The following is a 14,933-nucleotide window of genomic DNA, read 5'->3' as shown; positions in this document are numbered from 1 at the left end:
TTTCTACCGACGAAGCGGTGACAAGCTCTCGTTCTTATTCATTTATTTAGTCAGCGATGACTGCGGCTTTAACAGCGCCCCCTAATTCTTCAGGGTTGAACTTAGCAATAAACTCGTTAGCACCAACTCGCTCAACCATCGCTTGGTTAAAGACACCACTTAGAGAGGTGTGCAGAATAATATGAAGATCTTTTAGATCTGGATGGCGGCGAACCTCTGCCGTTAGCGTATATCCATCCATCTCAGGCATCTCAATATCCGAGATGAGCAGTGAAATCTGGTCGTGAATATTACCCTCACCAGCCATTTCTACAAGCTTGTTGTAAGCATCTTTGCCATCTTTCACCAAAATCGACTCAAAGCCAATAGATTCAATAGCTCGTTGGACCTGTTTTCTTGCTACCGCTGAGTCGTCAGCAATCATAATGCGCTTAACAACTTGCTTCTGTTTTTTCTGCTCAGCTTCGGCAATCTCTGTCGCAATGTTGCTGTCCATGGTCTCAACCACTGGCGAGATTTCTGCCAAGATCTTCTCAACGTCGAGGATCTCAACCAATTCGTTGTCGATATTAGTTACCGCTGTCAGGTAGTTGGCTTTACCTGCGCCTTCTGGTGGCGGCAAGATAGATTCCCAGTGCATGTTGATAATGCGCTCTACTGAGCTAACCAAGAAACCTTGAACACTGCGGTTGAATTCTGAAATGACCACAAAACAGTTTTCAATATCAGTCGTTGGGCGTCCACCCACTGCTAAGCTCAGGTCGATGACAGAAATAGTCTGTCCACGAATGTGCGCCACGCCCTTCACTAAGTGGTGAAGGTTAGGCATGCGCGTTAGTTTTGGGCATTGAAGCACTTCTTTAACTTTGAACACGTTAATGCCGTAGCGCTGGCGGCCCATCAAACGAAAAGTCAACAATTCTAGTCGGTTTTGACCTACTAGCTGCGTTCGTTGATTCACCGAATCCAAGATACCGGTCATAAGTTCATCTCCATCTCAAACTTTAAAGCTAAAAAAGTGATAGTCTATCTGGGCTTCTTAGAACCCGAGAAACAGAATGCTGTATTTTAAGACATCTTTTTTGCATACATCCAGTCACAAAATGAGGCAAGGGTGTAACTGGCTTTGCCTCTATATCGTCTGGCACGCGATATTCTTTAGCGTATTAACGCACGCAGCAACGCCTGAGCAAATAGAAAACATTCAAAAGGCTGCCCAAGCTCATGTTTTAGATACGATTGAGCAACCTCCGGGCGGAGAAATTATTGCAAACCCAGGCAATATCGACTCTCGCATCCATGCAACTGATTGCCCAGCACCGCTGCAGACCTCTTCCTCGACGACGCGTAATACCAGCAGTAATGTCACGGTGTTAGTAGAGTGTCCAGAAGACAACTGGCGAGTCTATGTGCCAGTAAGAATGTCTATCTCATTACCCATGGTGACAGCGACCAGACCGCTTGCACGTGGCAGCCTCATCGAAGCACAAGATGTCACCATGACCATGGTCGATAGAAATCGAGCAAGACGACAAGGGTTTAGCGACATGACACACGTTGTTGGCGCCAAGCTCAAGCGCAACGTCAAACTTGGCGATGTCGTTGAACGTAACGATGTTTGTGTGGTCTGTAGAAATGAAAAAGTCGTAATTCGCGCAGTGAAAAACGAAATGGTTATCTCGACGCGAGGTACTGCACTCTCTGATGGTTCCAACGGCGATCAAGTAAGAGTGAAAAATGACAAGTCTCAGCGTATAATTGAGGGAATAGTCACCGGCGTTGCAGAAATCACTGTTAATTTTTGATTTTTTTCTAAAGGTTTTCAGTTGCCCGTCGATATGGACGGTATACACGCATATTATGTGTGACACTCATGACCGAATTTCGGTGCATGAAAACGCAATATTGAGCAACTATAAGGCGAAACTATGGCAGGCATTGATAACATTCGATCTGGACAGACGCTAACGACCACGAGTCGCGCTCCTGCTCGTTCGGACGCCAGCAAAGAGAGCGCATCAACTCCAGTTGGTCAATCTTCAACAAAGCAAGATGCGGTGACGCTGAGCCAAGGCGGTAAAGCCATTGGTCAAATGCACCAGCAGATGGCGAGTCAGCCAAGCTTTGACTCTGCTAAAGTAGCGGCAATTAAAGACGCTATTGCTAACGGTTCGTACACCGTAGACGCAGAGAAGCTAGCGGACAACATGATGAAGTTTGAAGACGAACTTGGCGGACTACGATAACCGCGTTCATTTAAGATTTAGGTAAAGGTAATGGCAGCACTTGTCGATTTGATTGACTATCAACTCAAAAACGCAAAAGCACTGTCTCTTCTGCTATCGGAGGAGACGAAAGCCATTGCTGGGCGAGAATCGTCCGATATCGAGCGCATCGCCAAAGAAAAGATGACGCTCATCGGACAGCTGCAGCAAACAGACAAACGCTTAAGCGAACACCAAGACGTCCATCGTCTGACCGATGAGGCACCTTTGGCACAAAAGGTCGCCGACGTTAAATCCATTATTCTTGATTGCCAGCAGCTGAACGAGATTAACGGACAGAGCTTACAGCGTGCACAATTGAGCTTTAACAAGCTCAATAACCTAATGCAGCAAAGCCACGGAAAAATTGGCATGACCTATAACGCGGGCGGTCAAACGCACACGCTATCGACGCTGGGCACCAACCTAAAAGCTTAAACTGTCTTTACACACCCAATACAAAGAAGCGGCAATGTGTCACCACATTGCCGCTTTTTTAATGACGTTCGTTTCTAGAACAGAGTCTCACGCTTCTTCTCTGGTACGCGGCGAATCTCGCCGTAGTCGCGAAGTCTGTCCATCTTTTCAATGTCTAGTACCAGCTCAGTGACGTAGCTGTCGCCCACTTTGTAGCTTCGAACCACCTCAGCACCGCGAATAACGCCATCTACCGCACCTGTGGTCGACTCCACGCCTAATCGCTGATCTTGTAGATCCGCTCTTGCAGACACACGCAGGCCATAAACCTGTTCAGCGAGTTCACGGTAGGCATCAATCTTCGACGCGCGCATAGCACGAACTTGCTTCTCTTCATCGTTTCGACCAGTCTGCTCACTGATGCTGGCATAGCCTACAGCAGTAAGTGTGTTCTGATCCATAGCGCCAATTGGTGTACAACCAATCATTACCATGGCAAGCAAGGCGGCAAATATTACTCTCATCTTCATTTCCTATGGGCGTAAAATCACGGTCGTTGGTGTTGTCATTGTTGGGTCTGAACGAATCAGCACACCATCTTCGGTACGAATATGGTTCAACGTATCGAGGTCGCGACCAATACGGTCAGCCGGCAAGAAGCCTTGCGCCGATGCGACAACAATACGTGACTGCATACCAACCACACGTGCATTCACTAGCACACCGCCTTCTTGACGTAACATAGTACCAGTGAGAACAAATTGAATCTGTTGCTCTTGAGCGAGATCTTTCCAATCACGGCTGAGTGCGAAATCGCCTTGACGCGTCACCTGAATCGAACCGGTCGTTTTAAAGTCCACGACCTTAAAGCCACGACGCTGCAATTGGTGAATAAAGCCTTCCGAAACCGAGTTACCGAGCCAGTTAGTTGCGTCCATGTTCTGCAGATCCACAAAAGATGCCACAGCAATAGGGGTGCGCGAAGACACGCTTGTGTTCGAGTTCACTAGCTCTTCGGTAAGACTTTCTACAAAGTAATCCATGGTATGACGCGGACTCTCCATCAGCATAAATTTGCTGCCAGAGTACGACTCTTTACCGTTATAGATTGGTGAGTAGGCACAAGCGGTCAGTGTTAACACTGATGCCATCAGTAGCCACTTTTTCATTACACACTCTCCAAAAGTTATTAATTGGGTCGATTGCAACACCCTCTTACAAAGGTTGGAACAATCTTTGCTATTCTCATTCTGTCCTAAATAAGAAAGCCCGCTCCAATATTCGCTGAGAATTACTAAGCAAATATTGTTCCGCATTTGGAAAGGTAGTATGAAAAAATTGTTTCTTCTTTAATTTCAACGGCATTAATGACAATGACTGCCAGCAGTGCCTATGCAGAATGGTACGAAGTGACGGGCACCTCAACCATTGTCTCCTCTGAGAAGGCGGCAAGGATCTACGCGCTAGAAGACGCTGTTTACAAGGCGGTAGACTTCTCTGGCGCTGACATCGGTGGGCTCGCAACACTAGCACCAATGCTAGAAGACGACAGAGATCAATACCAATTCATCGATTCCGAAGTGCGCCACATCGTCATTGACGACAAGTACGTAAGCGGCAACCAGATGGTGGTAAAAGCTCGCATCGACATCTACCCAACGGCAAAGGCTTGCCATAAAGAGCAGTATAAAAAGACCATTGGCGTCGCCATGTTTGACATTGTTGATCCTCAGCAAGCGGTAATGGGTCAGATCTACAAGTTAGGTGAAGACTACAGCGCGGTTATCGACAAGCAGCTCGGAGCACGTTCGTACAGTTTCGTTTCCGTCGGTACTACCCGCTATGAAATCAACAAGCGACAGCCTGAGCGTATTAAAATGATCGCTGACGATCTCGGTGCACAGTATCTTGTGACCGGCGAGATTAAAGATCTTACTGCCACCATTGAGCAAGGTGGTCTGCTAAGAGACGACAAGATTAACCGCCAGTTCGCTATGGACATGGCAATCTTCGACGGTAAGACAGGTCATGAAATCTTCCAGCATACGTATCGTGAGATCGCGGAGTGGCCGTTTGCGAAAACCAGTAAAGTGGATACCAAGAGTGCGCGTTTCTGGACCTCGCCTTATGGCGAGATGATGCAGCGCGTTAGCCGGAATATTATGCTCGACCTTGAGTCTGAGATTTCCTGTAAAATGACACTGCCAGAGGTTGTCGCCTCATACGGCAACAAGGTGACCATCGACCTCGGTCGCGTCCACGGCGTTCAAGCTGGCGACAAACTGCGACTATGGCACACAGGCTCGTTCATCGACCAAAACGGTTTACCACGTAACAAAGTCAGCCGCAGCGACATTACCCTAACCGTTTCTCGCGTCTACGAACGTGATGCAGAAGCCACCGTTGATCAACCCGCTCTCGCCAACAGCATCCAGATTGGCGACGTAATGCACAAACAGAACTAAATCTGCCGCCACGGGCTTAACTTATTCATATAATTGAGTAATATAAGTCTTGAGCTCCCGTGGCACAGCTGGATAGCGCGGCCCCCTCCTAAGGGGCAGGTCACAGGTTCGAATCCTGTCGGGAGCGCCATATAAAAAGGGCTAGCAAGTTAGTGACTGCTAGCCCTTTGTTGTTTTTGGCTTTCTGTATAGCAAATATGTAGCAGATTAGATTTTGCTACCTAAGCAGCGTTGATCTTATAGGAACAATTATTTTCAATGTTCCTACGATAAGTCGAACACCCCCAAAACGCACCATACTTACCGCGCCTCAACTTCATCTCACTACCGCAGTGTAAACACACTGGACGCTCATGTTCACAACTAGAGTTAATGCAAACTTGATAGCCTTCTTTGATGTCGTGAGTCATAGGACTACCGCACTTATCGCACGGCGTTTCCTTGTGCTTACAACGCGGGAACAGCGTACAAGACATGAACTTCCCGTATTGACCAACGCGAGGCTTAAGGACTCCCACTTTACAAGAGTGGCAAACAGTTTTGTCAGCCTTAAGTTGCGTTAAGGAAACATCAAACTCATTGGTCTCAACTGGATAGTCGCCTTTGATTAGCTCAGTAATAAAGTCGCTTGCATCAGTCATGTCCGCGAGAAGATATGCTCTGTGTTTGGCGCGGGTCAGAGCTACATAGAATAATCGACGTTCCTCTGCATGTTCAAACGTGTCGCCTTGAGGTAACAACGCATTAATAAGCGTAGGAGTTTGCTTCTCAGAGGGGAAACCATGTTTGCCTGTCGTCAACCCCATAACCACAACGTAGTCCGCTTCTTTACCTTTGGATGCGTGGAACGACTGGTTTTCAATGTCTAACATGTGATAACGCTGTCTTAGCCACTGCAGATAATTGGCGTCTGGCATTTGATACCAAAACCTTGCCAGCAAATAGACTTTGTTTTTGTTTGACGAACTAGATTCAACAACGCTGTTAGCAATGGACGTTAACGCTTTATCCAGTGGTGTCATCCCTTGCTCTTCAGCTCCTTGTCTAATGATGCTTACAGCTGGTTTGCTAACCTGTACGAGAGACTTTATCTCTTTTTTGAGCTGAACAGGGTTCTGCGTAACAAAGCGCGTTGCCACGTCTCCAATAGAACTATTAAACCTGAACGTCATATCAAGCGTCGTTTTAGACGTTGCACCGAAGTATTTTTCAAAGTCTGTCGTTAGACGAACATCTGCGCCACTAAAACGATAGATTGCCTGCCAATCATCACCCACACAGAACAGCGAAGAATTTTCTTTATTGTCTCGAAGAGCCTTAACAAGCCTCGCCCGAGGCTCTGAGATATCTTGGAACTCATCGACGAGTATGTAACTCCAAGGGGATTGGAACTGGCCTGTTTCAACATACGATAAAGCTTTTGAAATCATATCATTGAAATCAATCACTCTCTCTTCCATCAGATAATCTTGGTAGCGCTGATACAGCGGCATCAACAGTTCCAAAGCCTTGGTAGTCTGCTTTGGATCAAGAGAGTTTTTTATGATTTTTTGAATACCTGCATCATCAAGACAAGCGGCTTTATAAAGATCAACTAGCGACCCTAAAAGGCGCGCTAGCTCCGTGACTTGTCCAGTTTGCTCTAAGTTATTCAATAACTCATTATCAGGCAGCGGATTCGTATTTACTTCACGAGCTACCAACTCACGCTCCAACACTCCCAACATCGAGCGATTGCGGTGTTGATGGTAATACAGCTCGACATACCCTGTACAATGCTTGGCATGCGTCTTTCTCTTCCACTCTATGCCTTGTTGGTATCTTTCTTTATCAATATATGGAGGAGGATTTCCGTCCTCATCTGTACCGTAATACTCAATGTAGATATCATAATCTGGCAGATAGAAGTCAGGTTCGTATTGTCGGTACTGCTCTGTTGCAACATCGATTCGATATTTAGCTTCATACTGGTAGTTGATGCCTTTTCTATAAAGCCAGTTAGCAATCACCATCTCACCAAAGCTCTTTACCTGCTCACCTTTCAACGTGCGGATATCGTTATCGTTGAGATATTTTAAGTACTCGCCTTGGGTTTTGAATTCGAACGGGTCTTTGTCTACGAAATAGTAAGCACTAAAATAGTCGAGCAACGCTTTCTTGTAGCCGGTATTTTGCATCAAAGAGGCAATAGCCTCATTCATCCATTTCACTTTTGCTCGCATGTCACCTTCCAAGGGCGATAAGCTTGGAGCTTTCCCTTCAACTTGTGAGATGATCTTCACGCCAAGACTATGAAACGTACTCGCCTTAACATCTTCAAATCCAAGTTTTTCCTTAATACGTTCATCCATCTCTTCCGCAGCGATTCTGCCATACGCCAGCATCAAAATATCGTTTGGTTGCGCTTGCCCACTTTTCACTAGATAGCCAGTTTTGCCAACCATAACACTGGTTTTTCCCGTACCAGCTCCCGCTAAAAGAAGGTTATTGTCGTTGTCAGTGATGCACGCAACTCTTTGTTTAGCAGTCAGCGGGTTAGATTCCACGTTGCTGAAGAATGAATCAAAGGCGTTAAGCTCACGCTCTACATACTCACGTCTGATATTCTCAATATCGGCTTGTTTCCAACTAGCAATGCGACTTAGCTGAGATGCAGTGTTTTTTGCCAAGTCGGACAGTCCCGAAGCCTTGTTCCAACCCCGCCAGCGCTTGTATTCTGTTTTGGCAAAGCTCTGGATGTCCCGTATGGATGAATCACGAAGAAATCGGGATTGGCATTTATTTTCCACCGAACCTAAGAACTTAGCTAAATGCTGTGCGTTCTGGTTAGCCCATTGAGGAAAGAAACGGTGCGGATACTTAAAGGGGAGGAAATAGCTCAGCGTGGTAAAGCGATATGGCTTACCTTTTACGCTAAAACTCAAACAACCACCAGTGATTGAAGTTTTTAGACTTGGGGCACTATCCAAATCTTCCCATTTGAAGAAACTCACCTCTCCATCTGAATCAGCTCGTATACCTGTTTCGCTAATTTCAACGACAAGCCGATTGTTGAAAATTCGACCGAAAGAGTTTGTGGTAAGTGTCCACTGCGTCATCGTACGCCACCGCCTAAAGTGTGATATGCCTCGTAAAGAGGCATAGTTTAACTTATCGGACAGGTACTAGTACTCGGACGTTGCTGATTTTTACATTTAATCAATAGCGAACTAAAAGAAGACAGGATATAACCAAACGAAGATATCAATACTTGGACGTTCGTTGAATATGGATGGAATATTCTCATCAAGAGATCGTTCAGGTAAAAGCTGGATCAATTAGTACCGAAATTCGGTCTTGGATCCAGATGATATGATCATTGCTTTTCTCCCCAATTCCGTCACCATTAACCCCAACCTAACCCCACAAAAAAGAACCAATGAAATCATTGCCATGGAATGCCTGGTTGCTGGCTGCGGTGCAACCTTTTGTTTTGTCTGTTGGAGCGCTGAATGTGTTTCTAGGCGGCATTGTTGGAGCTCAGCTTCATTCGGACCCGACACTGGCTACCCTGCCTGTTACCGCACTCATTGTCGGGGTGTCGCTGAACATCTTCCCTGCGGCGAGAATTCAAAAGGCGCTAGGTAGAAAGCAGGCGTTTGTTTTGGCGGCATTGGTCAGCAGCGTGAGTGCTTTTGGCGCGGCTTGGTCGATAGATAGTGGCAGCTTTTGGGGGTTCTGTGTTTGCGCTTTTCTACTTGGCAGTCAGCTTGCTTATGTTGGGCAGTACCGTTTTGCCGCCATTGAAAGCTGCAAGAGTGCCGCTCAACACCCACAGGTTATTAGCTTAGTGTTGGTGGGCGGAATTGCCGCAGCTTGGGTTGGTCCAGAGCTCCTCAATATTGGTCTGGCGATTTCATGGTTCGATTCTGAGTATGCTAGAGCGTATGCGGCGCTTGGCTTTCTTGAGCTCATAGGCGCGGCTGTGTTGGCGGTTGCGATGAGGCCTCTGACAGTGCAAGAGAACGACACTGACGATGGTGAAGCGAGAGATCTATCCATTTTGTTTAAGCAGCCTATGTTGTGGCTCGCCATTGGGTCAGGCTTAACGGCGTATGCAGTGATGGCTTTTCTCATGACAGCAACGCCGCTAGCAATGTCTGGGCACGGACACGATATTCAAAGCGCTAAATGGGTCATTCAAAGCCATGTGATGGCGATGTACCTGCCCTCTCTCATTACGCCTATGATCATAAAGCGTATTGGTATTTACAAGCTCATCACTCTTGGCTGCGTGATATTCCTCATTTGTATTGCTGTCGCATTACTTGGGCATTCTGTGCATCACTACTGGTGGGCGTTAGTTGCACTTGGAATAGGATGGAACTTCCTGTTTATTGGTGGAACATCGTTGTTGCCTCAGACGTATAAGCCAAGCGAGCGCTTTAAGGTTCAGGCGGTCAATGATTTTTCAATTACGGCTTTCCAGGCGTCGGGATCATTGGGGGCTGGAATCGTATTGTTTACCCAAGGCTGGACCTGGATGTTAGTTGCTTCGCTTTTCCCGATTGGACTATTGCTTCTGCTCAATTGGGTAGTAAAGAAATAGTGGTGAAGAAATAGTGGCGAAGAGACAGAAAGGACATGTTACCCCATGAGGCGTGGAGTACGTGTCCCTTCTCTAGGCTTTAGCTGTGATTGTCAAAACTGGAGAAGTAGCCCTGACTGATAGTTCGATATATCAAGCTGCAAATTATACTCTTCGGTCAATCCATCCAGCTTTGACTGCGCTGCATTTAGGCTCGTCATTACGATCGTATTATCATCAAGTTGCCATAACTGACGCGATCCTTCGTAACTAAACTGAAGCGCTAACATAGCATCAGCATTGCCTTGCTCAGCCGCAGCCAGCAACTTTCTATTCTTTCGGTAAATGAGGTTAAGCTCTTTCTTTAGCTGCCACACATACACGACTTCTTTCATTTTCGGGTGAGTTTTTAGTTTTAACAGGGTAAAACCCAGACCCAATGCACTCACCACGACACCAAGAAGATTCCAATGAAAATGCGAGCCCGTTTCGGATGGGAAAAAGAGTATCAAGCTTTGAGATATCGCTAAGCTAGAGACACTTAAGCTCACAATACATGCAACGATGACGATATTTAGACGTGAGCGATATAGCTGCTTGTCGATTGATTGTAATTGCATTCTAAATCCAATGGCTAATAAGATGATTACGCTTGTCTAGCCTTTAGAAGGACTGCTCTTATAAAGGCCAGAAAGTCAGTAGCTAGGGCAAACATTACCAAGCATCCGGCAATGTATCCACAGTTGCTACGACAAATAGCGATAAACATTGAGATCACTGGATTCAATCGTCGTATCACCCTTGCTGACCACTTCAGATAATATCTTCCCCGAACCACACGCCATCGTCCAGCCGAGCGTACCATGCCCTGTATTGGTAAACAGATTGGTAATCGGTGTCTTACCAATAATTGGCGTGCCATCTGGCGTCATAGGCCTTAGCCCAGTCCAATACTCTGCTTTTGAGAAATCGCCACCAAACGGAAACAGATCTTTTATGACCATGTCTATGGTGGCTTTTCGTTTCTCTGGAATCAGGGTGTTGAAGCCAGCAAGCTCCGCTGTACCAGCAACGCGTATGCGATCATCAAAACGGGTCATGGCAACCTTGTAGGTCTCATCCATTACCGTTGACGTAGGCGCTTTATCAGCATTAATAATCGGTATTGTCAGCGAGTATCCTTTAACGGGATAAACAGGTAGCGACAGCTCAACTTGCTTAAGCAAATCCCTTGAGTAACTGCCGCAGGCAACCACGTAAGCGTCAGCTTTGAAATCACCCTTACTGGTACTGATACTGGTAATTGCGCCGTTGTTTTGATTAAGGCTATGCACCTCAGTATCAAAGACAAAGCTCACACCCAATTGCCGCGCTTTTTCAGTGAGTGCGACGCAGAACTGATAGCAATCTCCAGTTTCGTCACCTGGCAGATAAAGACCACCCACCAGCTTGTCTTTAACATCAGCAAGTCCCGCTTCGACTTCTAGGCATTGCTCTACGTTTAGTAAGCTATGCGCAATGCCACTCTCTTTCAAAAGCGCCATATCTTTTTGAACAGCATCTAACTGCTTTTCATCTCTGAATATCTGCAGCGTGCCTTTTTGTCGCCCTTCATAAGCGAGGTTTTCGCTTTCTCTCAAATGAGTCAAACAGTCGCGGCTAAAGTTCGCTATTCGCAACATGCGGGACTTGTTCTGGGCGTACCTCTCTTCGTTGCAGTTGGCGAGCATTTTTGTCGCCCATGAAACCAGCTCAGGCGATAGTGAAGGCTTCACCTTTAGAGGAGCATGCTCTTGTGTCAGCCATTTCATCGCCTTAAGAGGGACCCCTGGTGCAGCCCAAGGTGAGGAGTAACCATAAGAAATCTGCCCAGCGTTGGCAAAGCTGGTCTCTTTACCACTCGAGCTTTGACGCTCTATCACGGTAACAGAGTGCCCCTCTTTTGCTAAATACCATGCGCTGGTTAATCCAATGACACCACTACCAATTACAATAACGTCCACAATACATCCTTATATCCGTACTAAACCCTGCCAAACTAAACATAGTTAGGAGAGTCCACTAATATGAGCCATGAAAATTGCTTAAAAAGTCTTCTTCCTTGAAAGGCTGATATTAAGCATCTGAGAAGCGTAACGCAGTGATCAATGCGTCGAAATCGCATTTAAGTATGAAAAAGAGGAAAAGTGGCAACGGCTAGATATACGAAACCGCCTTGGCCGAAACCGACCAAGGCAGATCTACAATTACTACCGATAGATAGAGATTAAACAGCTATCTATGCTAGTTACTTATTGTTAAACAGTGACTTAACATCAACATGTGCCCAATCACTCTCTGCACCTAGCGCTGGTAGTTTGACCCACAGTTGAAGCTCGTTTAGGTCTGCTACGATTTGGTAGTTGGTGAGATCCACATCTTGGTTAGTTGGTTTGGTTACACCACCGTTTTCCTTAAAGCTGCCGTCTTCGTTGTATAGCGCTAGGTCGAAGATATCACGCATTTGTTGTGTATCCAGTTGACCTGCTTTTTCATCGTGACGCGCATTCAGGTTATCAAAACGCTTTAGTGAGAAACTTTGTGTTTCACGTTTACCTAGCCCCCAATCCGGGTTCAAGAACGTGTTCACTGTCACGAACGAGCTTGCGCCTTTGTCTGCAGTGCGTAGACGGTTCTCTTGGATAGTGTTCTCGTAGGCGCATGCTTTGCCTTGCTGATCAGCAAGCATCCAGATAGCGGCCACATCAGTACGAGAGGCCTGGAAACGAGCGCTCAGAGCTTCGATTGAGTCAGACTCAGCCATATAGTCGAACACAGAGTTCAAGAATGAAGGTTTTTCGATAGAGACAATGTTACCGCCCATTGACGTACCATCATGCAGGTCGGTGTAAACGCCTTTGTCATTGAAACCTGTTACTAGCCACTGCCAACCTGGCCAGCTCACGTTCACGATGCCGTTTGAGCCATCCGTTGGGTTATAAACAGTCGTGTATATTGGGAAATCCAAGAATAACTCAGCCCAGTCCATATTGCGTCCGACAAGAGCATGGCCATCTTTGGTGTTTTCACCCCAAGTCGCCAACGATGAACAACCTGAGAAAGAGTGCAGTTTACCCAAGTAGATAGCCATCGGACCGCTTTGGTCTAGCACTACCACTTTCTCAACGGGCCAGCCAGCACCGTCGGCTACACCTTGGAAGTATTGTTTACGACGCAGTGACAGTGCGTTAAAGATGCGAGTACCAAACAGCTCAAATGCGTCAGCTTGGGTGATCAAGCCACGATTGATTTCTGGTTGAACGATTTTTTGGTACATCGCCTCCAGATGATCTTTCGCTAGCGCACCATATTGACGGCCCATCTCGAACCAACTGCCTTGCAGTTGAAGGACGTAAAGCATCTCTTCGTTGGTTTCAAAAATTTTGCCGTCTTCAAATTGATTAAGTAGTGTTAGTGTTGAAGTTGTCATCGTTAGTTACCTCGATAAAACAGTATTGTGAAGTCGAGGTGGATTGTATGAATCTTGTGCAAAATCAACCAATGCACAGTGATGGGTTAAGTCCTCCAATATTACTTTTCAATGAAAACGGAAAGGAACAGAACTGGCGATAAGCCTGACCATGTCTTAATGTGTATTGTATAAGCGTGCGAATTTTCCGTTTAAAACGGGCTTAATGTCTTGATGTTAGAGGTACTATTTGAGCAACTTGATCGAACAATGTAATCGAGAACTTAATAAGGTCGTAAAGTATTACCCTGAAGAGGAAAGAGACAGCGCTGAATGCTTGCTGGCTCAGCTTGTCTCTTGTGAGGTTTTTCTCATCCAGTACCCAATCCTCAATCACTTCCGAGGCAAAAGCTCACCTTGGTATCATGTACAAAACATCCGTCGAATTCTTCTAGCCAAACCCCGTGACGAAGCCATGAACTGCTACGAAGAGCCCATGTTTCAAGGATGGTCCATGGCCAAAATCGACAACGCCCGTGTCTATGAGAAAACCATTCCAGAACGGGTACGAAAAGCTTACTTAGACTACCAGTTCTTCATCGAGCAATATGGTAAGGGTGCTTACGACTAAGCCAACTACTCATAACGAGACGACGCTCGGCACAATGACATAATGATGCCAAAGCAGACACCTTGCGTGATCATCGCGGTGCCACCATAGCTGAAAAATGGCAATGGACTTCCCATGACTGGCAGCAATCCGCTAACCATCCCAGTGTTGATAAAGGCATATAAAAAGAAACTCAGTGCCAGTGAACCACACACCAGTCGGCTATAGGCGTGATGACAATGACAGGCGAGCCAAAGTGCTCTCAAGGTGATAAATAGATAGAGCGATAGCAGCAATACACAGCCAAGAAACCCCCACACTTCCGCATAAGCAGAGAAGATAAAGTCAGTATGACTCTCTGGAATAAAGCCGAGCGAGCTTTGAGTAGCGTTCATCCAGCCTTTCCCTGTCACCCCCCCAGATCCAATCGCAATATGTGACTGAATGATCTGATAACCAGAGCCCAGCGGGTCACTTTGCGGATTCAGAAACTGTACGATGCGCTTCTTCTGATAAGCCTCAATCACAAAAAACCACAGCAGCGGTATCGAGGTGGCAACAAGGGCAACAAAGCCACCAATGATCTTCCAGCTCATGCCAGCGAAATAGAGCACAAACAGCATATATATAATGCCGAAGATAGCGCCATCGAGATCAGGCTGAACAAATATCAAGCCCGCTGGTATGGCGGTCATCAAAATAGCGACGAGTAGCCTAACCCCGGTTGGTCGCGTCCCTTCTCTCTGAATAAACCAAGCCACCATCATGGGAATGGCCAGTTTCACCAACTCTGATGGTTGAAAGCGAAATCCTGCAATACTCAACCAGCGCTGAGAGCCGTTACTACTGTCTCCAGCAAGGATAACACCAATCAAAAGTAGGATGGTTAGCAGATAAAGATAAGGAGACACTCGGCGATACTGCCTTGCCGGAATCGACGCCATAATCACAACACACAAGATGGATATCCCACAGCGCATGAGATGGTTGGTCATGGTGGCTTCGCTATAACCGCTGGCACTCCAGATAGTCAGTGAACCAAGCAACATGATTGAGACGATCGCCAACAAGATGAGGACGTCGATTTTTGGAGTATTAAGAGCTTTCAGCATACGAATCTAACGAGCAACGCCATTAAGACGTTGCTCATCTCTACAAATAT

14 protein-coding genes and 1 tRNA gene are annotated in these 14,933 nt (G+C 46.4%); 7 read left to right on the top strand and 8 right to left on the bottom strand.

Translation table 11 applies throughout. The features are described 5' to 3' along the window. Positions 1-46 precede the first annotated feature (46 nt). Entirely contained in the window at positions 47-982 is a 936-nt protein-coding gene (locus tag AC6I8U_RS04360; protein ID WP_234495416.1) for a chemotaxis protein CheV, read from the bottom strand. A gap of 76 nt (positions 983-1,058) precedes the next feature. Here AC6I8U_RS04360 and flgA point away from each other — a divergent pair, with 76 nt between their 5' ends. From flgA to AC6I8U_RS04345, 3 genes are all read left to right on the top strand, one after another. Continuing rightward, on the top strand, positions 1,059-1,805 hold the full coding sequence (gene flgA / locus AC6I8U_RS04355) for a flagellar basal body P-ring formation chaperone FlgA (RefSeq protein ID WP_042477704.1): 747 nt from the start codon (positions 1,059-1,061) through the stop codon (positions 1,803-1,805). Positions 1,806-1,928: 123 nt separating this feature from the next. Then, entirely contained in the window at positions 1,929-2,246 is a 318-nt protein-coding gene (gene flgM, locus AC6I8U_RS04350; RefSeq protein WP_042477702.1) for a flagellar biosynthesis anti-sigma factor FlgM, read from the top strand. 30 nt (positions 2,247-2,276) lie between these two features. Then, positions 2,277-2,702, top strand: coding sequence for a flagella synthesis protein FlgN (locus AC6I8U_RS04345; RefSeq protein ID WP_394150608.1), 426 nt, complete (start codon positions 2,277-2,279; stop codon positions 2,700-2,702). 74 nt (positions 2,703-2,776) lie between these two features. On the opposite strand, the gene AC6I8U_RS04340 is transcribed toward AC6I8U_RS04345, so the two are convergent. Both AC6I8U_RS04340 and AC6I8U_RS04335 read right to left on the bottom strand, forming a co-directional pair. Beyond that, positions 2,777-3,205, bottom strand: a complete 429-nt coding sequence (locus tag AC6I8U_RS04340) for an LPP20 family lipoprotein (protein WP_042477696.1) — start codon at positions 3,203-3,205, stop codon at positions 2,777-2,779. Positions 3,206-3,214: 9 nt separating this feature from the next. After that, on the bottom strand, positions 3,215-3,850 hold the full coding sequence (locus tag AC6I8U_RS04335; RefSeq protein WP_042477693.1) for a FlgO family outer membrane protein: 636 nt from the start codon (positions 3,848-3,850) through the stop codon (positions 3,215-3,217). 198 nt (positions 3,851-4,048) lie between these two features. Between AC6I8U_RS04335 and AC6I8U_RS04330 the strand changes: the two genes are divergently transcribed. Both AC6I8U_RS04330 and AC6I8U_RS04325 read left to right on the top strand, forming a co-directional pair. Next, entirely contained in the window at positions 4,049-5,146 is a 1,098-nt protein-coding gene (locus tag AC6I8U_RS04330) for a flagellar assembly protein FlgT (protein ID WP_498017844.1), read from the top strand. 53 nt (positions 5,147-5,199) lie between these two features. After that, positions 5,200-5,276: transfer RNA gene (locus tag AC6I8U_RS04325), tRNA-Arg, on the top strand. A gap of 91 nt (positions 5,277-5,367) precedes the next feature. Here AC6I8U_RS04325 and AC6I8U_RS04320 read toward each other — a convergent pair. Continuing rightward, positions 5,368-8,244: a UvrD-helicase domain-containing protein gene (locus tag AC6I8U_RS04320; protein WP_498017843.1), complete on the bottom strand. Its 2,877-nt coding sequence runs from the start codon at positions 8,242-8,244 to the stop codon at positions 5,368-5,370. Positions 8,245-8,564: 320 nt separating this feature from the next. On the opposite strand from AC6I8U_RS04320, the gene AC6I8U_RS04315 reads away from it, so the two are divergent. Further along, complete coding sequence (locus tag AC6I8U_RS04315) at positions 8,565-9,734, top strand: MFS transporter (RefSeq protein ID WP_498017842.1); 1,170 nt, start codon at positions 8,565-8,567, stop codon at positions 9,732-9,734. Between the two features lie 92 nt (positions 9,735-9,826). Here the strand turns inward: AC6I8U_RS04315 and AC6I8U_RS04310 are convergent, their stop codons facing one another. The 3 genes from AC6I8U_RS04310 to AC6I8U_RS04300 all read right to left on the bottom strand — a co-directional run bounded on the left by AC6I8U_RS04310 (position 9,827) and on the right by AC6I8U_RS04300 (position 13,182). Further along, on the bottom strand, positions 9,827-10,333 hold the full coding sequence (locus AC6I8U_RS04310) for a DUF3087 domain-containing protein (protein ID WP_498017841.1): 507 nt from the start codon (positions 10,331-10,333) through the stop codon (positions 9,827-9,829). A gap of 126 nt (positions 10,334-10,459) precedes the next feature. Next, positions 10,460-11,716 carry a D-amino acid dehydrogenase gene (locus AC6I8U_RS04305; protein WP_498017840.1) on the bottom strand — a complete coding sequence of 419 codons (1,257 nt, stop codon included), beginning with the start codon at positions 11,714-11,716 and terminating at the stop codon, positions 10,460-10,462. A gap of 284 nt (positions 11,717-12,000) precedes the next feature. After that, the gene (locus AC6I8U_RS04300; RefSeq protein WP_498017839.1) at positions 12,001-13,182 is read right to left on the bottom strand and encodes a C45 family autoproteolytic acyltransferase/hydrolase; all 1,182 of its coding nucleotides are present in this window, start codon (positions 13,180-13,182) and stop codon (positions 12,001-12,003) included. Between the two features lie 229 nt (positions 13,183-13,411). Between AC6I8U_RS04300 and AC6I8U_RS04295 the strand changes: the two genes are divergently transcribed. Beyond that, a complete protein-coding gene (locus AC6I8U_RS04295; protein ID WP_042477663.1) occupies positions 13,412-13,792 on the top strand; it encodes a hypothetical protein in 381 nt (126 codons plus the stop codon). Between the two features lie 5 nt (positions 13,793-13,797). Here AC6I8U_RS04295 and rodA read toward each other — a convergent pair whose 3' ends face one another. Continuing rightward, a complete protein-coding gene (rodA, locus tag AC6I8U_RS04290; protein ID WP_498017838.1) occupies positions 13,798-14,883 on the bottom strand; it encodes a rod shape-determining protein RodA in 1,086 nt (361 codons plus the stop codon). Positions 14,884-14,933: the final 50 nt, after the last annotated feature.

Source organism: Vibrio sp. KUL80 (assembly GCF_059725495.1).
Note: the sequence above shows the minus strand (reverse complement) of the source record. Positions and strands in the feature narration are given on the sequence as shown.